Annotated in this window: 22 protein-coding genes and 1 tRNA gene; 7 read left to right on the top strand and 16 right to left on the bottom strand. The window is 38.2% G+C overall.

The window, feature by feature from the left end:
• Window positions 1–27 precede the first annotated feature (27 nt).
• From L659_RS0111015 to L659_RS0111030, 4 genes are all read right to left on the bottom strand, one after another.
• The gene (locus L659_RS0111015) at window positions 28–2,235 is read right to left on the bottom strand and encodes a two-component system response regulator (RefSeq protein WP_024590571.1); all 2,208 of its coding nucleotides are present in this window, start codon (window positions 2,233–2,235) and stop codon (window positions 28–30) included.
• Between the two features lie 59 nt (window positions 2,236–2,294).
• Entirely contained in the window at window positions 2,295–5,513 is a 3,219-nt protein-coding gene (locus L659_RS0111020; RefSeq protein WP_024590572.1) for a response regulator, read from the bottom strand.
• A complete protein-coding gene (locus L659_RS0111025; RefSeq protein ID WP_024590573.1) occupies window positions 5,513–6,775 on the bottom strand; it encodes an ABC transporter substrate-binding protein in 1,263 nt (420 codons plus the stop codon). The genes L659_RS0111020 and L659_RS0111025 overlap by 1 nt, the downstream gene beginning before the upstream one ends.
• A gap of 179 nt (window positions 6,776–6,954) precedes the next feature.
• Window positions 6,955–7,030 (bottom strand) — tRNA-Ala (locus L659_RS0111030).
• A gap of 166 nt (window positions 7,031–7,196) precedes the next feature.
• Between L659_RS0111030 and L659_RS0111035 the strand changes: the two genes are divergently transcribed.
• Together L659_RS0111035 and L659_RS0111040 are read left to right on the top strand one after the other, a co-directional pair.
• Window positions 7,197–7,592, top strand: coding sequence for a hypothetical protein (locus tag L659_RS0111035; RefSeq protein ID WP_024590574.1), 396 nt, complete (start codon window positions 7,197–7,199; stop codon window positions 7,590–7,592).
• A 1-nt stretch (window position 7,593) separates the two neighbouring features.
• On the top strand, window positions 7,594–8,094 hold the full coding sequence (locus L659_RS0111040) for a prolyl-tRNA synthetase associated domain-containing protein (protein WP_024590575.1): 501 nt from the start codon (window positions 7,594–7,596) through the stop codon (window positions 8,092–8,094).
• On the opposite strand, the gene L659_RS0111045 is transcribed toward L659_RS0111040, so the two are convergent.
• On the bottom strand, window positions 8,061–9,209 hold the full coding sequence (locus tag L659_RS0111045) for an MFS transporter (protein ID WP_010554361.1): 1,149 nt from the start codon (window positions 9,207–9,209) through the stop codon (window positions 8,061–8,063). The genes L659_RS0111040 and L659_RS0111045 overlap by 34 nt on opposite strands.
• 198 nt (window positions 9,210–9,407) lie before the next feature.
• On the opposite strand from L659_RS0111045, the gene L659_RS0111050 reads away from it, so the two are divergent.
• From L659_RS0111050 to L659_RS0111065, 4 genes are all read left to right on the top strand, one after another.
• Window positions 9,408–9,947, top strand: coding sequence for a DUF2058 domain-containing protein (locus L659_RS0111050; RefSeq protein WP_002957867.1), 540 nt, complete (start codon window positions 9,408–9,410; stop codon window positions 9,945–9,947).
• Between the two features lie 183 nt (window positions 9,948–10,130).
• Window positions 10,131–10,454 carry a c-type cytochrome gene (locus L659_RS0111055; protein ID WP_002957866.1) on the top strand — a complete coding sequence of 108 codons (324 nt, stop codon included), beginning with the start codon at window positions 10,131–10,133 and terminating at the stop codon, window positions 10,452–10,454.
• A 165-nt stretch (window positions 10,455–10,619) separates the two neighbouring features.
• Window positions 10,620–11,387 carry a class II aldolase/adducin family protein gene (locus L659_RS0111060; protein WP_024590576.1) on the top strand — a complete coding sequence of 256 codons (768 nt, stop codon included), beginning with the start codon at window positions 10,620–10,622 and terminating at the stop codon, window positions 11,385–11,387.
• A gap of 26 nt (window positions 11,388–11,413) precedes the next feature.
• Window positions 11,414–12,589, top strand: coding sequence for a mandelate racemase/muconate lactonizing enzyme family protein (locus L659_RS0111065; RefSeq protein ID WP_007375956.1), 1,176 nt, complete (start codon window positions 11,414–11,416; stop codon window positions 12,587–12,589).
• Between the two features lie 95 nt (window positions 12,590–12,684).
• Here the strand turns inward: L659_RS0111065 and L659_RS0111070 are convergent, their stop codons facing one another.
• The 8 genes from L659_RS0111070 to L659_RS0111105 form a co-directional block, all read right to left on the bottom strand.
• Window positions 12,685–13,056, bottom strand: coding sequence for a hypothetical protein (locus tag L659_RS0111070; RefSeq protein WP_024590577.1), 372 nt, complete (start codon window positions 13,054–13,056; stop codon window positions 12,685–12,687).
• A gap of 49 nt (window positions 13,057–13,105) precedes the next feature.
• Window positions 13,106–13,945 (bottom strand): amidohydrolase family protein, encoded by an 840-nt coding sequence (locus L659_RS0111075; protein WP_024590578.1) that lies wholly within the window; start codon window positions 13,943–13,945, stop codon window positions 13,106–13,108.
• Window positions 13,942–14,670 (bottom strand): SDR family NAD(P)-dependent oxidoreductase, encoded by a 729-nt coding sequence (locus L659_RS0111080; RefSeq protein ID WP_024590579.1) that lies wholly within the window; start codon window positions 14,668–14,670, stop codon window positions 13,942–13,944. The genes L659_RS0111075 and L659_RS0111080 overlap by 4 nt, the downstream gene beginning before the upstream one ends.
• A gap of 21 nt (window positions 14,671–14,691) precedes the next feature.
• Window positions 14,692–15,180: an FKBP-type peptidyl-prolyl cis-trans isomerase gene (locus tag L659_RS0111085; protein WP_007586440.1), complete on the bottom strand. Its 489-nt coding sequence runs from the start codon at window positions 15,178–15,180 to the stop codon at window positions 14,692–14,694.
• Between the two features lie 66 nt (window positions 15,181–15,246).
• Window positions 15,247–16,716, bottom strand: coding sequence for a LysM peptidoglycan-binding domain-containing protein (locus L659_RS0111090; RefSeq protein WP_024590580.1), 1,470 nt, complete (start codon window positions 16,714–16,716; stop codon window positions 15,247–15,249).
• Between the two features lie 55 nt (window positions 16,717–16,771).
• Window positions 16,772–17,794 carry an MBL fold metallo-hydrolase gene (locus L659_RS0111095; RefSeq protein ID WP_024590581.1) on the bottom strand — a complete coding sequence of 341 codons (1,023 nt, stop codon included), beginning with the start codon at window positions 17,792–17,794 and terminating at the stop codon, window positions 16,772–16,774.
• Window positions 17,795–17,857: 63 nt separating this feature from the next.
• Entirely contained in the window at window positions 17,858–18,163 is a 306-nt protein-coding gene (locus L659_RS0111100; protein ID WP_007586447.1) for a cell division protein ZapA, read from the bottom strand.
• On the bottom strand, window positions 18,163–18,393 hold the full coding sequence (locus L659_RS0111105) for a hypothetical protein (RefSeq protein ID WP_007586448.1): 231 nt from the start codon (window positions 18,391–18,393) through the stop codon (window positions 18,163–18,165). The genes L659_RS0111100 and L659_RS0111105 overlap by 1 nt, the downstream gene beginning before the upstream one ends.
• A 238-nt stretch (window positions 18,394–18,631) precedes the next feature.
• Here L659_RS0111105 and L659_RS0111110 point away from each other — a divergent pair, with 238 nt between their 5' ends.
• Window positions 18,632–19,471 carry a 23S rRNA (adenine(2030)-N(6))-methyltransferase RlmJ gene (locus L659_RS0111110; RefSeq protein ID WP_007586449.1) on the top strand — a complete coding sequence of 280 codons (840 nt, stop codon included), beginning with the start codon at window positions 18,632–18,634 and terminating at the stop codon, window positions 19,469–19,471.
• A 107-nt stretch (window positions 19,472–19,578) separates the two neighbouring features.
• Here L659_RS0111110 and L659_RS0111115 read toward each other — a convergent pair whose 3' ends face one another.
• The 3 genes from L659_RS0111115 to L659_RS0111125 all read right to left on the bottom strand — a co-directional run bounded on the left by L659_RS0111115 (window position 19,579) and on the right by L659_RS0111125 (window position 21,913).
• Entirely contained in the window at window positions 19,579–20,397 is an 819-nt protein-coding gene (locus tag L659_RS0111115) for an META domain-containing protein (protein WP_024590582.1), read from the bottom strand.
• A gap of 121 nt (window positions 20,398–20,518) precedes the next feature.
• Window positions 20,519–21,085, bottom strand: a complete 567-nt coding sequence (locus tag L659_RS0111120; RefSeq protein ID WP_007586451.1) for a PhnA domain-containing protein — start codon at window positions 21,083–21,085, stop codon at window positions 20,519–20,521.
• Between the two features lie 78 nt (window positions 21,086–21,163).
• On the bottom strand, window positions 21,164–21,913 hold the full coding sequence (locus L659_RS0111125) for a substrate-binding periplasmic protein (RefSeq protein ID WP_024590583.1): 750 nt from the start codon (window positions 21,911–21,913) through the stop codon (window positions 21,164–21,166).
• Window positions 21,914–21,919: the final 6 nt, after the last annotated feature.

Here is a 21,919-nt window from a genome sequence, read left to right on the forward strand (position 1 = left end):
TTTTTGTTTTTTCAGACTACTCTGTAATTAATTTAATTTTTCAAGCCAGTCGCTTGCAGGTTCAGGCCTGTGTAAATAATAGCCTTGAAGAATAACTTCTGGATATTCTTGCAATAAATCAAAGTGGGACTGGTTCTCTACACCTTCGGCAACTATCTCGAGTTCAAATAAACGGCCTAAGCTTACAATCATATCAATAATTAACTTATCGTTATTATCAGTCGGTGCTTCCAATACAAAAGAACGGTCAATTTTTAGTTCTTGTATGGGTAATTGTTTAAGATAAGTTAAACTCGAATATCCAGTACCAAAGTCATCAATTGATACCCTAATACCTAGCTTCTTGAGAAAGTGAACAGCCTCAATAGCCGCTTCCATGTGATTAAGCAATGTACCTTCAATTATCTCAATAGTGAGTTGCTGAGGATTAATGCTATGTTGCTTTATTTGTTGGCTAATAAAGCTTAAAAAACGCGCTTCATGAAAGTGCCTGCCACTTACATTAATTGATAGGTTTAACTTAGGGTGAGTTTTACTAAGTTGCGTTAATATTTCAAGTGCATTTGAAGTTACCCAGCAATCTAAGTCATAAATTATATCTGACTCTTCGGCTATAGATATAAACTCACCAGGGCTAATGAAGCCTTTTTGAGGATGCTCCCATCTTAATAAAACCTCAGCCCCTTTAAGGATTTGGCTTCGGTCAAATTGGGATTGTAAATATAGGGATAACTCGTTATTTGAGATTGCTTTACGTAAATCTTGCTCTATTTCAAAACGGCGTTTTGCTTGCTCGCCAAACGAAGTATCAAAAAAGGTAACTCTATTACCGCCTTTTTCTTTTGCTTTGTAACAAGCCGCCTCACAGTTACGAATTGTTTCTATAGCACTTTCCCACTGATCTTCTCGAGGAAAAATATACGTGCCAATACTTACTGTTAAGCTAACGTCTTGTTCATCAACCACAAAGGAGTGGTTTACACTTATGAGCAGTTCTTGGGCTTTATTTTCAGCCATAGCTTGGGCTCTGATCCTGCCAACGCCTTTTTCAACTGTACACAGTACTGCAAATTCATCACTGCCTAAGCGAGCAATAACATCTTTTTTACTCACCTTAGAATGAATTCGTTTAGTTAATTCTTTTAATATGTTATCGCCAGCGAGTAGGCCTAATCCATCATTTATTGAGTGGAAGCTGTCTATGTCAATAATATAAATATAGGCATAACTATTTTCGGTACTACAAACCTGAAGTTGCTGCTCCAACTGCTTTAAAAAACCATTTCGGTTGGGTAAACCTGTAAGTTCATCATGCCATGTGAGGTAGTGAATTCTTTCTTGCGTTATCTTAACGCTAGAAATATCACTAAATACACCAATATAGTGCACGTTGGTATCTTGCTCGCTTTTTACCATACTGAGAGTTAGCAGCTCAGGGTAAAGCTCGCCATTTTTTCGTCTAGTTACAAGTTCTCCACTCCAATAGCCTGCTTGGCTAGCATGTTCCCATACTTGATCAAAGCTAATACTAGGGTGGTTATTTTGTTTAATATCGTGCAACTGCATTTGCAGGGAGTCAGATTCAGAGTAACCTGTAATCCGGCAAAATGAAGGGTTTACGGCAATAATTTTTCCGTTACTGTCGGTAATAACAACGCCATCAGCAGTTCCCGTTAGGGCTTGATAAAATAACTTTTGTTTTGAGGAGAGTTCTTTTAATTCTTCTTCACGCTGACTTAATTCTTTCGCCAGTGACTCAATTTCAAGTAGTTTGTCGTGCAGGTCAAAGTTTTTTTCTATAAGCCTATCTAGCATGCCTTGAGCGGTAATATGAGTGCGAATGCGTGCTCTAACGAGCGCTAGCTTGTAAGGTTTGTGTATGTAGTCAATTGCGCCCATAGCAAAGCCTTTTTCTTCAGACTCTTCTTCGGTAAGCGCAGTTACAAATATGACGGGGATGCCTTTGGTATTTTGTTTCGCTTTGAGTATATTACATACTTCGTAGCCGTCCATGCCGGGCATCATTATGTCTAATAAAATCAAGTCAGGCCTAGTTGACTCAATAAAGATCAAAGCCTGCTCACCACTAGTAGAAATACGTACATCGTAGTCAGTTAAAAGTCCTTCTACTAATACGTGTAAATTACTAGGTTCGTCATCAACAATAAGAATTAAAGGTTTATGCTTTTGTTCTGTGGTTAATCCATTATTGTTTGCGAGGTAATTTGAATGCACTATCTGTCCTTCTCTGCGTTCTTTACAATATTAAATCTAGTTCAGGTTAGTGGTTATGCCTAATTTTTATTATCGTTTCTATACTTATCAATAAGCTCAATTACTAACGCGTAGTTAAAATGATCAATTGCTTCTTTAAGCTTAAATAGGGAGTGGCCTCTATCATATTGATTCATTTCTAGCTGTCTAACCAAACTGCTAGGTACGGGGCGAGCCGTTAATGCTAATGAGTATATATTATCAATAACCGAGTCTTCATTTTCTAGTTCATGTTGCTGTATATGTTCTTTTTTAAAGCTGTCAGCTATCAAAAATTGTTTTACAGCAAAAAGTGTAAGTATTAATTGCTCATTAAAATGAGATAAATTAATACTTTTCTTATCTATTAAGCTTTCCTCAACACTTTGCGCGCTTTGTTGCAGTAGCTCAAAGCCTAATGTGCCGGCCAAGCCTTTGAGTGTATGTACTAGTCGAATTAAGCTTTCTAACTCTCTATTTTTGATTAATATATCAGCTTTAATCGAAAAGTCATTGTAATCGTTAACAAACTGAGTAAATAATTTAGCTAACAATTCGTCATTGCTTTCTAGGTTTTCTTTTGCTAAAGGCAGGTTTATAGTGCTCAGAGATTCGCTACTTTGCAGATGCTTTTCTATACTTTCGTAAAGCGCATCAAAAATAATCGGTTTTACTAAAAAGTCATCCATACCCGCTCTAAACGCTGCTTTTTTATCATTAGGATCTGCGGCTGCTGTAATTGCAATTATGGGAGTTTTGTAGCCTCGCTCTCTTAATATGCTTGTTGCTTCTAGCCCATCCATAACTGGCATTTGAACATCCATAAAAATAATATCGATGTCATTTTTCTCTACTTTATCTAATGCATCATGTCCATTGTCAGCAATGATCACGGTCATATCTAATCTTGCTAAAAGGGCGGAGGCTATTTCTTGGTTAATTCTATTATCATCAACAACTAATGCATTAAAACCCGAGAATTTAGGGTGAGGCTTTAATTGCTTTTCTTTAAAATTATTTGGTGAAAGCTTTCTTAAAATTTCAACTTCACTATTTTTATTACCAATAATTATAATGTCTATATTTTCATTTTTTGCAATTGGCTCAGGAGACTCTTCATCGGTAATTAATAAAATCAGTGTCAATTTTTCATTAACGTTTTTATTTTGAGCGTACAGTTGTTGTAAAATAAAGTTATCGTTGAGCTCTTTTTTTTCTATCGACATTATTACAATACTAAATGGGCTACTAGGCTGAGACATTTTTGCAATGGCTCTTAATGGTTCTTGTGTTGTTTCTGTCGTTATATTTATATCACTTAGTAAGTCCATTAATTTTTTAATTTGCTCATTATCAGGGCTAATTAATAAGGCGTGTTTTTTAAGCTTTTGTTGCTCAGATAAAGTAAAGGGTAGAGTAAAGAAAAACTCGCTACCTTGATTAATCGTGCTCCTTACTTGTATATCTCCGCCCAGCAATTTAGTTAATTGTTTGCTTATAGTGAGCCCTAAACCGGTCCCACCATACTTTCTTGTTGTGCTTGAATCACCTTGCGAGAAAGACTGGAATATAATTTTTGATTGCTCTTGCGTCATCCCAATACCCGTGTCTTTTATACTAAAGCGAAGGTTTATTGTTTTTTCGTGTTGAGATGTCGCTTCTATAATTAATGATATTTCACCATGCTCAGTAAATTTAATTGCGTTACCTACACAGTTATTTATTATTTGGCTTAAGTGCATTGGGTCGCCAATAAGTTCAAGCCCTGCATCAACGTGTAAAGTAAAGTTTAATAACAAGCCTTTTTGCTTAGCATTTGTTGAGAATAAATTTTGAACGTTAGAAACTATAGTATGTAAGGTAAAAGGGATTTGCTCTAACTGAACTTTTTCCGATTCTAGTTTAGAAAAATCTAGAATATTATTTAAAATCTGCAATAAATTTTGAGCACTTGAAAAGGCTTTATCTGCATAGTGTTTTTGCCTTGAGGGAAGCTCACTGCTTTGTAAAAGTTGCAACATACCTAATATGCCATTCATTGGGGTGCGAAGTTCATGACTCATATTGGCTACAAAATCTATTTTTGTTTTATTGGCTTTATCGGTTTGCTCCATAGCACTCGTCAGGTCGGCATTCATTGCTTCCATTTGGGAATTTAATACGCGGGTTTTATTGAGTAGCTCTTTGGTTTGCTTATTTTTTAAATATAAAGCGTTAGCTGCTTTTATTACCGATGCTATTTCAGTTTGATTTTGGCTGTTATTTGAAATAGTCACTGGCTTTTCGCTATTCATATCTTTAAGTAATAAAGTGAGCTGAGTAATTGGTTTTATAACCGATCTAAAAATAAAATAGCTTAAAAATAAAATGATTAACATAATTAAAACGGCAAATATATTTGCCTGTTCTGTATTTTTTGTTAAGTGGCTACTTAGTAGCTCTTCTGTTTTGATTAGTTTATTTTTTTCTATGTTTTTAATTTCATTAGTTAAATACAGCAATTCGTTTTCTATGCCTGTAAGCACTACATTTACAGAAAAAGTGTAGCTACGGGTGAGTAATACAAGTTGGTTATAAGCTTGTTTTAAGCTTGTTGTTTTATTGGAGAGGGATTCATTTATTACAGAGGTGCTCGTTAGTTTTTTATGTAAGTGATTTAAGTTTTGTTTTACATTTTGTGCTTCATCAAAATTAGGTTTATAGAGATAGCTTATAATTGCGTGTTTTAAATTACTTATTGTGAGTAAAACATCGTTAAAAATAACTTTATTATCATTGTTTGAAGACCCTTCTAAATCACTAATTGTTACCTGTAGGTCATCAATAGGCTGTTTGAACTGAGTAGTGTAAAGGTGTTCGCGTTTTTGTCTGTTTACGACAACTTGGCCAAATGTATCTTGGTAATTATTTAGATACTCGCCAAGGCGTATTAGTGAGTTTTTGTACTGTGGTGTATGGTTTTGAGTGTTTGCTTTTAGTTGCTTAAGATCTAGATTTGCCTTATTTAAGTAAAAATTAAATTTGGTAATCGTATTTTCATTTGCATTGTCAATAAATGAAACTGCATGCCCTTGCAGGGAAATAATATCGTTTTCTAAGTGATTCACAGCTTCACTTTGAATAAGCGCGTTATGCTGCGACTTTTGCAAGTTAAGTAAGGACGTTTGTGAATAGTTAAACAAATAGCTTTGTAAAAGAAGTAATCCAATCAGCGAACACAAAGCTAATATTATTTTTGATTTAATTGAATTTATTATCATTATCGGCTAATCAACTCATACCATTTTTGTAGACTGTAGTCATAGGTTGGCATAACTGTATTCCATACTGCTACATTGCTAAAGCGTTTATGGTAACTACCGCCATTACGTTGTCCACCTGCTTTTACTGCTACGTCGCCATTTGTATTTAATAAATCTATGCTTGTTACTTTTCCACCGTACCAGTAATCCCATTCGGCCGGCGATAAGAGTAGTTTAGAGCGTTGTGGGTTACTAATGTAATAACCTTGGCGAGCAATAAATGCACCAGGCCAACCCGAAAGCCACCAGTTCATATAATCGTAAGCTGCATCTTTTACGCTACTTTGTGTTTGTGACGATAAACACATAACACCATGCCAGCCTCGGTAGCCTTCTTTTGGCGCGGCAAAACGAACATTAATATTTTGGCTGTTTAACGCAGAGACGGCAGGCGAAAACATACTTTCTATATGGGCTCGCTTACTTTTCATAAATTCAATCGACTCAGGAACCGAATTCCAATAGCCACTAAAGTGACCTTGGCGTTTAAAGTCGAGTAATATACTAAACAATCTATCAAGTTCTGAACGAGTCATCGCACCTATATTGTTAAATTTTATAAGCCCTTTACTTTGTGCTGCTAGGGCTAGGTCAAAGAGTCCAATGGTAGGCGCATTTACGATAGCTACTTTACCTCTGTTCTCGTCATCAAGCAGCCAACTCCAGCTTTCGGTTTCGTATGCTATACCGGGCTTAATAAAATCGGTGTTGTAACCAAAAGAGTCAACATTATGCACATAAGGTAAAAAGCTAATATGATCGCTTTCTTGTGAGCTTAATGTGCCATCGGGTTGAACATTTAATAATTTATAGGGAGCATCACCTGCACCAATACTTGCAGTTTCGGTTAGTTTTCCCGTTTTAGTAAGTGGATTTATCTCGTTAAAGTAGGTGAGTCGTTTTTTTTCTATTGGCTGTATAGAACCTGCATCCCAAAGCACATTAATGCTGTTTGACCATTGTTCGTATAAATCAAAGGAGCTTGGGTCCATTGATGCCTTTTGCAAAACAGCAGCGCTGCCTGCGGGAGTAAATTCTATATTAATACCTAAGTCACTCATCGCTTGCTTGCGAATAGCCTCTTGGAGTGTTACATGCGTACCAAGTACTCTTAATATGACTTTTTTTCGGGCAAAAACATAAGGCGCATGTGTTATTGCACCAGCTGTTAAACCTATTGCAGCTAGCTTTTTTAGCGTTGAACGCTTAGGTATGTCCATGTTAAGCCTAAAGTACTAATGTGTGACATTATGTATAGCTAAAAACTTGTAAAGACACAAGTTGAATGGATAAATTTAAAATTATATAGAATGAAAAATTAGAATAGTAGGGTGTCAAAAAATAATAAAAACAATGGAAAAATAGAAGAGTAGAGCGAATTTGAAAAGGAGTAGGAAAGTGGTGGAGCTAAGCAGGATCGAACTGCTGACCTCCTGCGTGCAAGGCAGGCGCTCTCCCAGCTGAGCTATAGCCCCACATTCCTAAGTTACATATAATGTAACTGCTTGACTGCTGAGTTCCAAGCGGGACGAACTTTAAGTTTTTTTATAAAATTGGTCAAGTATTTTTTCGTAAATTTTCACTGTTTACGTCAATTTTTGTTAGACTCGGCTTAATTCAAAACTAAAACGATAAAAAACAATGAAAAAATGTGTTCTAGCGCTTATGGTTTTACTCGCTGGCTGTGCCTCGAATGACGATCCGCCTTTTGAAATAAATAATAAACAGTTTCACGAAAAGCAAGATGAGCAAGGCAATAAGCTTTTTGCTTATGTTGTTTCGGTAAAAGCTAAGCATCGTGAAAACTTTAACCTAGACCGTGGTCCTAACAATAGACCAAGCCGTGGTGAGGTTAAGCAGTATATAGAGAAAGAGCATTTTGAAGAATCGAGCATTCTGAAGTTACAGCTAGAAGACCAAGCAGTTGAATTATTAAATCAAGAGCTAAAAGAGCGTAAATACTGCGATAACAAACATGAAGTTAATGATGTTTTATGGCGAGATTTGAGTGTACAGCTAAGAGGGCGTTGTTTGTAATATGTTGCCTGATAAAACTAAGTTAGCAGAGCTTTTAGCGGACCTAGATATTACTTACGATGCAATAGAACATCCGCCGCTACATACTAGCTTAGCGGCTGATGAGTTTATGATTGAGCGCCCAGGTACTCGTCTTAAAAACCTGTTTTTACGCGATAACGAAGGCAAGCGACACTTTTTAGTTATTACAGCGCACAATAAGCAACTCGATTTAAAGGCACTATCAAAGCAACAAGGGCTTTCGCGTTTAGGATTTGCATCGAGTGAACGCTTAGCAACGTATTTAAAAGTGGCTCCTGGGTGTGTATCTATGTTGGCTCTTTTAAATGATAAGCAAAACGAAGTGAGCTTATGGGTTGACCAAGATATTTGGGGTGGTGATTTGTTTCATTGTCATCCGTTTGAAAACACCCAAACATGGTTGCTTAGTAAAGCTGATTTAGAAACATTTTTTAATCACACAAAGCATCAACCGCGCGTTGTATTTTTACCCTCAAAATAAGCCCACATAATTAACGATAAACCACATAAACAAACCGCAAGCAGCGTAAACATAAACGCTGTTTGCCCATGATGTTGGTATACCACACCGGGTAATAACGACCCCAATGCCCCACCACTGTAATAAAACGATACATATCCGCCATTGGTTACGCTTGGCGGGGCTTTACTTATTTTATTAACGAGCGGTGCGGCAGTTGAATGAATCACAAACATAGCACCACAAAACAAAGTAAATGCGATTAAAAATAAGCTAAGCTGGTGGCTCATTAATAAAATAATACTCACACTATAAAAACTAAATACCGCAGTTAATAAATGCCAAGGCGAAGGGACTTTTTTAAGCAACCAAGGTGCAGCAATAGAGGCGAGGGCCCCAACTAAATAACCACTGTAAACTAAACCTATGTCACGAGTATTGGTAATTAAAAACGTGTTTTGTAATATAAACGGTAAGTAATTAAGTAATGCAGCAAAACAAAAAAACATACAAAAGACGGCACCGTACACTTTAAGGATAGCGCCTTCTTTAAGTTGTTTAATGTAATCCAGAGGGGAGAGCTGCGACGGTGTAGCTGGGTTTGTAAAGCGAGAATGCTTAATTGTCAAAGCTAAGCAAATAAGCATAAAAGCAATTACGTAATAAAAGCTCTGCCAATTCCATAAGTCGCTAAACAAAGCTGCGAGCACACGACCAAAGTAACCACCAACTATACTGCTACCAATATATAGGGTCATGTTTTTTTGAAGTGTATCAGCGCTATAGCTCATACCTATATAGCTAGTCATTGCTGTTAAAGCTGCGGGGAGCGTTAAACCTTGTAAAAATCTGACTAATAATAAAAGCTCAAAGCTAGGTACATAAATAAAAAGTAAGCAGCTAAGGCCTAAAAGCACCATTGCAATACGTAATATAAGTAGTGGATTTATTTTTGCTAAAAATAAACCATAAACGAGCGGGGCAATGGCTAAGGGCAGCATAGTTGCAGTCATTAAGCTGCCAGCTACCGCAGGTGCTACATTAAATTCGCTCGCAAAAAGGCTAAGTAGGGGTTGGGGTGCATAAAGCACAAAAAATATAAATACCGAGCAAACGAGTAGATGAGGTAAACGCATTATATGGCTCGTGCATTTGCTGATTGATTGCGTGGTATTGTATTAAAAATTGCTTTTAATTCATAATTAAAACCATAGTCATTGCGCTATATCATGGTTTGTTTTAACTAGTTTGCTAGATTAATGTCGATAGCGCTGTTATTTGAACTCGTTGGTGATTAAAATAGCGATAATATTAGTTTTTAGTGGAACAAAGCCATGGGTTCATTACAAGACCAATTGCTTCAAGCAGGATTAACAACATCGCATAATGCTAAAGTTGCTAAATCAGAAAAGCGTAAGCAACAAAAAAAGCAAAAGAAAGGGGCTACTAGCAACCCAAGTGATCTGCAAAAGCATATTCAACAAACCAAGCTAGAACAGCAAAAAAAAGCTGAAGAGCTTAACCAAACACGCCAAGTGAGTTTAAAGCAGCGCGAGCAAGAAGCGCGTGTTAAACAAATTTTAGAGCACCACAACCAAGACGCTATTCGTGGTGAGCGCACATTTAATTTTACTTATCAAAACAAAGTAAAAAATATCGACGTGAACGAGAAAACGCAAAAAGCGTTATCGGGCGGTCGTTTAGCTATTTGTGTACTAGAAGGGCAATTTTACGTATTAGACGACGAACCAGCACGCAAAGTGGCCGAAGTTGACGAAAAGTATATTGTTTTTCATGTAGAGCCAGAAAACAAACCAAAAGATGAAGATGACCCGTACGCAGACTTTGAAGTACCAGATGATATAGTGTGGTAATAGTCCATTAAGGGTAAGCTCATTTTTATTTGATAAAGTATATAAAAGTGAGACAGAAACGAGTTAGCGGTTTTTGGTTAAGTTGATCGTCTAGCGTCGTTTCGTACGTATGCTTTTTATTTGATTGTTTACTACAATCAATAGAACAGTTTTTCTAACCGTCAAAAAAGAAGAGTAAATACAATGAGCAAGATGAAAACACTACTATTAGGCGCGGGCATTACTTTAGCCGCAAGCTTCTCGTTTAATGCAGCTGCTGCCGATGGCGCTGCACTTTATACCGCTAAAAATTGTCAAACTTGTCATGGCGCTGAAGGTAAAGCACCAATTATGGGTATGTACCCTAAACTAAACGGTCAAAACAAAGACTATTTAGTAGCGCAAATGAAAGACATCAAATCAGGTGCACGTAATAACGGTATGACCATGGCTATGAAAGCAATGGTTGCAACGGTAACTGATGAAGAGTTTGAAGCAATCGCAGATTACCTAGCTAACGTAAAATAATTTACGCAGCTATACCATTTTAATGCAATTGGTATTTTAATTTTACAAACAGCCACACAATAGTGTGGCTGTTTTGTTTGGTGTTTGCTATAAAATAGAGACTGCTTTAGACTTCTAAACATCTGTTCGTACAGGTTAATAATGTACGTTTTTAAAAGGCTTATTATGTTTGATTTACCCCAACTCGATTTAAAAAATAAAGTATCGGCACAAGAGTGGCAACTGCGTGTTGATTTAGCCGCGTGTTATAGACTGGTAGAGCACTTTCGTTGGGGGGATTTAATCTATACGCATTTATCAGCACGTTTGCCTGGCACCGATCATTACTTAGTGAATGCCTTTGGTTTAACCTTTGATGAAGTAACTGCGTCTAATTTAGTAAAGGTCGACTTAGACGGTAATATTATTGACGATACGCCATTTAGTATTAATCCAGCTGGCTTTACTATTCACAGTGCGATTCATGAGGTACGCGAAGACGCTCATTGTGTTATTCACCTTCATACTAAAGAAACAATCGCTGTAGCTACACAAAAAAATGGTTTATTACCGCTTAGCCAGTATTCAATGTTTTCACTGCCATCGCTTTCTTATCATGGCTACGAAGGGCTTGCAGTAAACGACGACGAGCGAAAAGTGCTGCAAGATGATTTAGGCAACACTAGCCATATGTTATTGGTAAATCATGGTGGCTTAACAGTAGGCCCAACGGTAGGCGATGCGTTTATGCGCTTTTATGATTTACAGCGAGCGTGTGAAATTCAATTAGCACTACAATCAAGCTCGCAAGAGGTGATTGAAGTACCGCAACCTATAATCGACAATATTTATAATCAAGCAAACGTAGTACACAGTGGCAGCACTGGCGGGCAACTTGCGTGGCCTGCGATGTTACGTAAAGCGTATCGACTTGACCCTAGTTTTGCAAAATAACCCATAGCGGTTAATAAGGAATTTTAATGAAAGTAAATCGCGTTGAAGTATTTGATATTCACTGTCCTGATAGACCTTCGTGGACACCTGTGTTTGTACGTATTCATACTGACGAAGGTATTAGTGGTGTTGGCGAAGCGGGCCTTGCATACGATTTAGGTCACAGTGCTGCAGCGGCTATGATTAAAGAAATGGCCGACGCCTTTTTAATCGGCCACGACCCATTTCAAACAGAAAAACTATGGTCACGTATGTTACGTGAGAGCTTTTGGGGTTTAGGTGGCGGACCTGTTGTATATGCTGCAATGAGCGCAATTGATACCGCACTTTGGGATATAAAAGGTAAAGCGCTTGGTTTGCCTGTATATCAATTATTAGGCGGTAAGGTTAACGACAAACTACGTACGTACGCTTCGCAATTACAGTTTGACTGGGATAGCGAATTTAAAGCGCTAGTACAACCGCAAGAATATGCAGAAGCGGCTTTAAAGGCGATGGCCGAAGGTTACGATGCAGTAAAAGTAGATCCAATTCAGTACGATAAAGACGGCAATACTTATTACGACCGTACAAAAATAATCTCACGCACTGAAATGAAGCTATACCGTGCACGCATGCAAGCTATTCGCGAAGCCGTAGGCGACGAAGTAGACATTATTTTTGAATGCCACAGTTTACCGGGCGTGACAACCGCCATTCAGTTGGGTGAAATTGCAGAAGAATTTGACTGTATGTACTTTGAAGAGCCAGTTAACTATTTAAACCATTCATTACATGCAAAAGTAGCAGATAAAGTTAATGTGCCAATTGCTGGTGGTGAACGTTTGTATAATCGCTGGGGTGTGCGCCCGTACTTAGAAGATCAAAGTATTGATGTTCTACAACCTGATATTGGTTTATGTGGTGGTTTTACCGAAACCAAAAAAGTGTGTGATTACGCTGATATTTTTGATGTGCGTATTCAAGCTCACGTATGTGGCGGGCCTGTTGCAACGGCAGCATCACTGCACTTAGAAACGGCTATCCCTAACTTTTTGATTCATGAGCACCATACTTATGCGATTAAAAAGTGGAACCGCGAGTTATGTTTACAAGACCCACAACCTAAAAATGGTTTCTTTGAAGTATCAGAAGAGCCTGGGTTAGGTATTGAATTAAACGATGAGATTGTTATGCGTTCTCAACGCGTAGAAATAAAATAATAGCCTTTTAAGCTAACTTTAGGTCATGCATTAAAAAGCCGGTAAGTGATTAGTCACTTACCGGCTTTTACTTGTTCGGGGGGAGGTAAAGCTTGTTATAACTCGTTGACTTTACATTCCACGTCTTTAAGTTCAATAGTTGCTTTGCTATCGAGATGGCGTATGTAGCACTGATTACCTTTAATCATCAATTCAAACTGATCGGGTGTATTGCGACTTTGCGTGTCGATAATATTATTACCATCTACATTGCTAAGGGTTACTGTGCCGCTGGTAGTAAATACATCATCAGCTAATTGAGTCTCTTGCATATGTACAAGTGTTTTAATTGCTTTGCTAACGGCTGTTTTATTTGGCTTTGCCAGTAGGGCATGTTGCAGCTTAGGTGTCGGGTCTGGGTTTTGAGATATGCAGCCATTGAGAAGAAGCGCTGAAAATACAACGATTAGTAAAAAGTACATTTTCATAAATTGGCCGTATTATCATAAAAAGAGAGTTTAATATAACTAGTTTTACTTACACTTGGTAGTAGTGCTTAGCGTTTGTATAGCTAAGGTCATGCCATGTCTTATCGTTTGAGCATAACGCCTTATGGCAGTGCCATAGATTGTTGTAGCTTGTATTTATTTGGCACACAGGGAAGTTGCTAGCAAACATAATACGCTGCTGGCCAAAGTGATTAAAAAGAAAACTAAAACACGCTGCTTGTTGCTCGCTGGTGAGTTGTAGTAATTCAAAACCAGAGAATTTAATTGCTATGTTGTCATGCTGAGCAAGTAACTCAACACCTTGTCGCCAATCATTTAAATTACTTGGCAGTCCTGCATGATTAATTATAATTTGAAGCTGCGGTAGCTGCTTAGCGTAGTAAGCTATTTGTTTGGTTATTTCGCTATTTTCAATATCAAATTGAGCTTCAAAATGCAGTTGGGTATCTGATAATATTGTTAGGTTTTTAAAACTATTAGCATCTAATAAACGCTTTGCGTCAGTACCTTCGGTTATATCTCTAATGCCACACAAACTCAGATGAGCTAAAGCTTCTAACGAGTTTATAAACTGATCAGCCGATGCGTCAATTTGGTTGTAACTAATGGCTTTAAATGGAATACCTTTTAAATGCGAGTCTAGCCAGTTTAGCTCGTTAATAGGGGAGGTGTTATCAAACCCAGCCTCAATGTGCACAATACCCGCAAGTTCAAAATCAGTACTTTTAACAAGTTGCTCTGCACTTATTGGTTGTTTAATTTTTTCTAGGTTAGGCCATGCTGGCGGGTTTTCGCCTTGTAGCCAAGTATATTGCCCCTCGGCAAGATTAAAAAAATGCACATGAGGGTCAATAATTTGCATGCTCATTGCGCTGTGTAACCACCATCAATACTTTGTAGGCTGCCAGTAATAAAGCTGGCATCGTCGCTTGCTAAAAAGCCCACAAGGGCGGCAACCTCGTCGGCTTGACCTAATCGGTTAAGCGGTTGCAGACTTGCTTCCTCGGCAACTATTTCAGCTTTGTTTGCGCCACTTTTTGCGCAGTACGCATCTATCGCGTTATGAAATAGCGGGGTTTCTATTGTGCCAGGGCATACCGCATTTGCTCTAATATTAAAACCCGCGTAATCAAGCGCTGTTGTTTTAGCCATTGAGGCAAGGGCATGTTTTGTTAGGTTATACGCAAAAGAGTTTTGTTTACCTATAATTGCCTGATCGGAAGCGACTAATATAATAGCGCCGCCATTTTGCGCTTTCATGCTTGGCAATACGCTTTGTATTGCGGCATAAGCGCCTTTAACATTAAGCGCAAAAAGTGCATCGAGAGTTTGCTCGTCGGTGCTTTCTATATTTGCGCTTAAGTGTTTTCCAGCATTAGAAACAAGTACATCAATACGTTTGCTTTGTTCACAGATAGCGTTGATACAGCTTTGTACCGCCGATACATCACTTACATCACACTGATGAAATATACCGATTTCGCTCAGCTCTATATCAAGGTTATGTACTTCATAGCCATTGTTTAGCAAACGCTTTACTACGGCTAAGCCAATACCTTTTGTACCACCTGTAACAACTGCAACTTTAGACATACTTACTTCCTTTATTGCTAACTAGTGAGAGTGACCACAGCCGCCTTCAGCGTGCACGTGTCCGTGAGAAACTTCTTCACTTGTTGCTTCACGTACTGATATAACTTCAACGTCAAACGTTAGCGTTTTACCAGCAAATGGGTGGTTTAAATCACAATCTGCGTTAAAACGACCAACCTTAACTATAGTAACCTGATGACGACCTTGGTTAGAGCTAACCATTGCTGTCATACCAGGTTTCCATACTTTAACGTCGCCTTGTAGGTGCTTAAGCGGAATACGTTGAATTAAGTCATCAACACGCTCGCCGTATGATTCACTTGGCTCTAGAGTTACACTAAATTTTTCGCCAGCTTCTTTGCCTTCAAGTGCTTTTTCTAAACCAGGAAGCATGCCTTCGCTGCCATGAATGTAAGTCAGTGGCGCTTCGTTTGTGCTACTTTCAATTTGCTCGCCCGCTTCGCTAAGGGTGTAATGAAATTCAACTGCTGAATTTTTGCTAATTTGCATGCTTGTCTCTTCAAATAATAACTATGTTAGGGCGCAATTTTACGCGAAATATACTTGTTTATAAACTTAACGTGGCTGATTTAGTGTTTTTTGTAAATTTAGCAGAAAATCTTTTTTTGTTGGGGCTGCTTTTTGCTTTTCAGCCTGTGGTATAAACAGTACTAATTGAGTGCCAGGCTTTAAAATACTTGATGCAGAGAGTTTGTTCCATTTTGCCAAGTCGCTATGAGGTACATCGTAAAGCTGACTTATACTCCAAAGGCTATCGCCCGACTTAACTTCATAATCTATTTCAATGGTGGGAATCGCAATCTCTTGGTGTTCTAAATAAGGGCTGATTTTGTAATCAACAGTTAATGTGCTTGGCAGGGTTTTAGGTTGTCCAACTAATAACTTTTCTCCAACGCCTATTAAATTATTATTTTTGTTATTAAGTTGTTTTAAAGCTTTTACCGACATACTAAAACGTTTAGCGATGCCGTATAGCGTGTCGTTTTGTTTAACGATGTACTCTCCAGCAAAGTTTGATTTAAAAAACTGACTTTTTAATAAGGCCTCTTGCCCTATAGGCAGCAGTAAAGTATGCGGCCCGTTAGGTGAGCTTTGATTTTTTAAATATCCCTGATTAATCGCGTGTAACTGCTTTGAACCTATACCAGAGAGCTTAGCGATGACTGAAAAGTCGAACTGCTGGCCTATATTCATCTGTGTTGTAAATGGCTTATATGCAAGCTTTGGGCGTTTAATGCCCTTTTGTGGGTGCTTAACTAAATAGCTTAAAGCGAGTAACTTGGGTACGTAGTCGGCGGTTTCTTTTGGCAGACTGAGTGACCAGTAATCGGTGCTTTTACCGCGTTTTTTGTTTTTTTCGATTGCGCGTTTAACGCGGCCCTCACCACTGTTATAAGCAGCCAAAGCATGTAGCCAATTACCATCAAAGCGTTTATGTAAGTAGCTTAAGTAATCAAGTGCAGCATCGGTTGAAGCAAGTACGTCTTGGCGACCGTCGTACCATTGGTCTGACTTAACTCCAAAGTGATGCGCTGTTGCGCCAACTAACTGCCAAACACCAACAGCTTGCTGTGATGAGGCTATCGTTGGTCTAAAATCGCTTTCTACAAATGGTAGTAAAGCGAGCTCCATAGGTAGTTGCTTTTGCTCAATTTTTTTTACGATATGATACAGGTAAGGCGCTGCGCGTTTACTCACAGTTTGTAAGTAGTTAGGTTGCTTTGCGTACCAGCTGATACGCTTTTTTAACGCGCGATTTTGATAAACCGTAAAGTGTAGATTGTTGGCTATATGCACCCACAGATCGGTGGTTTTTGGTGGGCGCTTTTTTACGATTGTTTTTTTGAATTGAAGTGGCGTAACGTGCTCACTAACTTGGGGCGTTTGAGCTACTTCATCATCAATATCATAAGTATAGTCAGGCTCAAAATGAGTAAATATTTGTGGAGCTTCTTGTGGTTCTTGCTCCGTTGATTGACAACCAAATAACAAAATACCCAAACAACATAAAACCAAACTGCGCATAGTGATCACTTTTGTGAATTCCTTTTATTATTTTAACACAATCCGTTGTGTTGAGTTATTCTGCGCTTTTTGCGCGATTTAGGCCAGCTTGTAAAAAGAAGTTGCTCGATTTTATATTAAGCGCTTCTTGTTTATAAGGCTCAATAACTGATTCAGGAAACGACAGCATTAACTGCTCAATACTTTGATCTTTATTGTTTTTAACGTGCTCTGTTATGGCTGTTAAAAATGATAGAGGCTGTTTCAGCTGCTCTTTTGTTAATGTACCGCCGTGCCCAGGTAAAATAATAGTGAGCTTTTCGTCGTTAATATATTGCTTAAGCAACGTTTGCCAACTTTTAAGTTCACCGTGTCCAGGGTAAGGAAGCCAGTCAACGATATCGCCACCAATCAGCACACTGCCATTATTAGTAGTAATAGTTAAATCACCGTTAGTATGGGCTTGCTGCGGCTCAATGGTTATCTCAAAACCACCAAGGTCGATAGTTTTATGATTATCGATTATTATTTTTGGTTCGCCAAGTTGATATTCTTGCCAGCGAAAAAGTCGTTTTTTTGCAAGCTCTAACTTATTTCGCCATTTAGCTTGCTCTTCTTTGGGCACATTCGCTAATCGTTGGTAGCTCAGCTCAATGCTCTTTTCATACGTGTCTAGCTTGTCGGTATATGCTGTTTGATAAAGGTTAAAATTTTTATTTACCTGCTGATGAACAATGAGCTTGGCATCAGGATAAAAATTTTGCATAACCGCCATACCTAGCAAGTGATCGTCATGGTAGTGGGTAGCCACTAAATAGCATAAGGGTGTTTTAAGGCGGTTCTTTAAATCTTCAGCAAGTTGTTCAACTGCAGCAAAATTGGCGCTCGTATCAACAAGTAGGGCACATTTCTCGCCTTCAATTAACACTTGGTTAGAGTCGTAAAAGCGAAGCTTGTCTTGTTGCTTTAAAAACTGAATATGAGGGTTTATTGTATTCCAAGTGACGGCAGCATAGGTGCTAGGTACTATTGATAATAAAGTGCATGCTAATAGTAAGTGCTTACATGAAGAGGCTATGTTTGAAAGTTTTAACTTCATTTATTATCTCTACGCTGATGTTTAATTACTTTAATAATAAACAAAAAGCGCAGTATGCGCTTTTTATTTTTGGTGTTTGGGGTCATTTGCCAAATGCTGACTGAGTTTATCAATCATTTGGTCTTGATGCTGTTGCTCAACTGTAGCCTGTGTTTTTGCTTCTAGCAATTCGTGGCTTAAGTTTAATGCTGCCATTAGTAGGGCTTTTTGATCGTTTCTAACGGTTGAGCGTTGCTTCATTTGCTCAACTAAGTCATTTAGATTTTTAGCTGCTGCTATTAATGCATCTTCCTGCCCTTCAGGGCAAGCAAATTGCTGCTCTTTACCTAGCAACTCAACAGTGACCCGCTGGTTTTGCAGCTCAGACATTAGCTAGCCTGTTGTGCGCTTTGTAACTTATCAAGAAGACCAGATAAAGTAGTGCTGGCATCTTTTTGCTTTTCTTCATTTTCTAAAGCTTCAAGTTGTAGCAATTCGTTGTCATCGCTTAGTTTAGTGTTCTGTTCTTTTAAAGTAACAACATCTGTTTGTAATTGGTTATTACGTTCGATTAAAGAATCGATCAGTTGTTCGAGTTGTTGAAGAGTAGTGTTATTCATAAAGGCGCTCATATAACTGTAATTAATGTCATGCAAATGTAAAGCAAAGTGTGTTGATTTGCCAGCATTTACGGTGGTTTTAGCTGATTTTTCTTTTGCGTTAAGGGATAATTCAGCATATGGGCTTTTTCATTCAGAAATGGTTCACTTAAACACTCTCTTATCTTGGTGTAAGTTGCCAAAGCCTAGTGCTTATGGTTCACTTACGATATTAAATTGCGTATGGCGAAAATAAATAATGCTTAGTTACAGACACTCATTTCATGCGGGTAATCCTGCCGATGTACTTAAACACTTAGTACTGGCACAAGTGCTAAATTATCAAACAATTAAAGATAAACCGCTTGATTATATAGACACACATTCAGGTGCTGGCTTTTTTGAACTTGCAGCTGCCGATGCGCAAAAAACGCAAGAGTATCAAGATGGTATTGAAAAACTTTGGCATCATAAAAGTGAGCATGCTGAGCTTAATGAATACATTGAATTAATTAAGTCATTTAACGACACTGACGAACTTGCGTTTTATCCAGGTTCACCAAAAATTGCAGAGCACTACTTACGCCGCCAAGATAAGGGTTGGTTTTTTGAACTGCACCCGCGCGATTTATTATTACTTGAAGAAAACATGCAAGGTAAGCGATCTATTCGTGTACGTGGAGAGGATGGTTTTGCAGGCTTAGTTGGTTTGTTACCACCAGCATCTCGCAGAGCGTGTGTATTAATTGATCCTCCATACGAAATTAAAGATGACTACGAAACGGTTGTAAAAACCTTAGTTAAAGCTCATCAGCGCTTTGCTACAGGTACTTACATGATTTGGTATCCGGTTGTTGATAGAGAACGCATTGATAATATGGAGCAGGGCTTAATTGATTCAGGAATGCGCAACATTCAGTTATTTGAATTAGGCACTGAAGCCGATACTGATGTACACGGTATGACAGCATCGGGCATGATTGTAATTAATCCTCCATGGAAGCTAAAGCAAACAATGGATGCAATAATGCCTGAACTTGTTAGTTTGTTAAGTGAGCCAAGTGGTTTTTACAGAAGTGAACAACTCGTTGATGAGTAACTTTAAATAGCGCTTATAACGAATAATAAAATGCCCAGCTTTGCTGGGCATTTTATTTAAAATCAATACGAATGTGTTAGGTAATATTTATATAAGGGAGCTAAATATTAATTAAAATAAACCGCACTAAAAGTAGCAAGTGTATTACCGCGACTGTTTTTAAGTTTTAGTGATTCACCTGTTATTTCCCACTTTGAAGTTTTGCTAAGTACGTCAGACATAGCCGCTTCTTGGCTCATATTATCCGAGCACATCTTTTTTGTACTTGCTAGCTGACTAAGTGTAATTGTTTGCTGCTCGGTACTATAGCTTCCGCTAAAATTATTACAGCCTAAAAAGCCATTAACGCGGTGGTCTTTATTGAACTGAATGAATGGTTCTTTAGTTGTAACATTCACAGTTTGAGCATTTATTGTTATTGCTTTCCAGTAAGTATTTGTGAGTGTTACATCGGGTTTTTGAGTCGACACTTTTGAAAGCTCAATTTTATAGGGGGTAGTTAACTGTGATTCTGCAAACGGGTCATGATTTGTTGTACTTGTGTAAAGCACTTTGTCTTTATTTATAATTCTGGCGCTTAGGCTATAGCGATGTTTATCGCTAATTTTGCTGGCATCATAAATTAGCTCAACGGTAAATGGCGGGGCTTGGGTTACATCAATCACTTCTTGTGTGATTATATCGGCTTTTACATCCATTTTAGATACATTGGAAAGCGTAACTATTAATTGCGAGCCAGGGCGAAGCATACTGCGATCTTTGTAGCTAGCTTGGATAGTTAGGCTGGTTATTGCTTCTGCAATTTCTGTGTTTTCAGTCGATTTAGTTTGCTCACCGCAGACAGTTACTGCAAAAGCGCTAAGCGCCAATAAGCCAATCCCTGCAACTGCCTTTTTACGCGAAGATACTGCTTGATGCTTTTCCATGTTGGTTATCCTTACTCAATATTATGTCCTTAGTGTATTACCTAGTTACTTAATCATTCCTTAACTTATTTTAAACATAAAAAAAGGCGCATTAGCGCCTTTAATAATTAAAAACAAACGATTATTTTTTAACAAACTTAGTTAAAATAACAATGCGCTGGCCGTCAACTCGCCCTTCAATATGTTCAGGGTTGCTGGTTAGGCCAATATTACGAACAGCTGTTCCACGTTTAGCTGTAAGGCTACTACCTTTAACGTCTAAGTCTTTAATTAGGGTAACAGTATCGCCTGCTTGAAGTACTACACCGTTGCTATCTACATGCTTTAAATCGTCATCTTCAGCAAGTGCTTTTTTAGCCCACGTTAGCGTATCTTCTTCAAGGTAAATCATGTCTAGCGCATCTTGTGCCCAGCCATTATCAGGCGCTAAACGCGAAAGCATTCTGTAAGCTACAACTTGTACTGCAGGAGTTTGGCTCCACATGCTATCGTTTAAACAGTGCCAATGTGTAGGCGTTATTTCGCTGTTATTCTCGATTTGATCTTTACATGTTTGACACGTGTAAATACATTTATCTGAGTGGGTTTCAGTTACCGGTGGTACTTCATAAACAGATAAGTTCTCGGTGGCTGCACACAATTCACATTGATTATTACTACGTTCGATTAAGGCTTTTTCAATACTCATGGGGCTCTTTCTGATTCTGGTCGAGTTAACATTTACTGCTATTGTACTCCAAAACACGAGCTCTGCGCCATTAGTCCCTTAATTTTGTGTGGGTATATTACTCATATACTTATCTTCAATACTTTTTATATATCCTTGAGCGTGAAGGTTTTTAATTGCTAGGTTTATTTGGGGCAATAACCCTTTATGTTTGCTCAATAAACGAATTCTTAAAAAACCATGGGAATGCTGTGCGCCAAAGGCAATGTTTATCCCTAACTGCTTTGCCCAATAGAGCGCAGTTAACTTACCTATTAGTGCTGCTTCTACACGGTTTCTTGATAGAGCGGTCATAAGTTCTTTCTCGGATGGAAAGTCAACACGCTCAAAGGTGTTGTCATTAAAGTAATAGTAACCTAGTACTGTTCCTATATTTTTGCCCTTTAAGCTATCAGCGTTTTGCCAGTTCTGGGCATTTTGAGGCAAGGTAACAATCATTTCTGTGGCATAAATAAGGGGCTCTGAAAAAACATAACGAGAGTCATTTCTCTCATCCTTTGGGAGCCATTCTAATGAAATAACATCAAAATCGATTATTTCATCTTGTAAATATTTGGTAATACGCTTTGTGGGTAGGTCGATATGAGAAGCTGCAATATTTGTATCATCGAGTGCTTTTTCAATAATTTCGGGTAATACACCAGGCTTTTCTGGATCATTTGTATAATATGGATAATGACTACCTGACGCGCTAACATTGTATTTGAGGGGAGTAGGGTTAATGCTGGCATAGCTAAAAAATACAAATAGCAGAGGGCTCAGTACTAATAACCGAATAAAATTAGCCAAATCTCC

It is taken from the genome of Pseudoalteromonas sp. S8-8 (genome assembly GCF_000497875.1).
Classification (GTDB): domain Bacteria; phylum Pseudomonadota; class Gammaproteobacteria; order Enterobacterales; family Alteromonadaceae; genus Pseudoalteromonas; species Pseudoalteromonas arctica.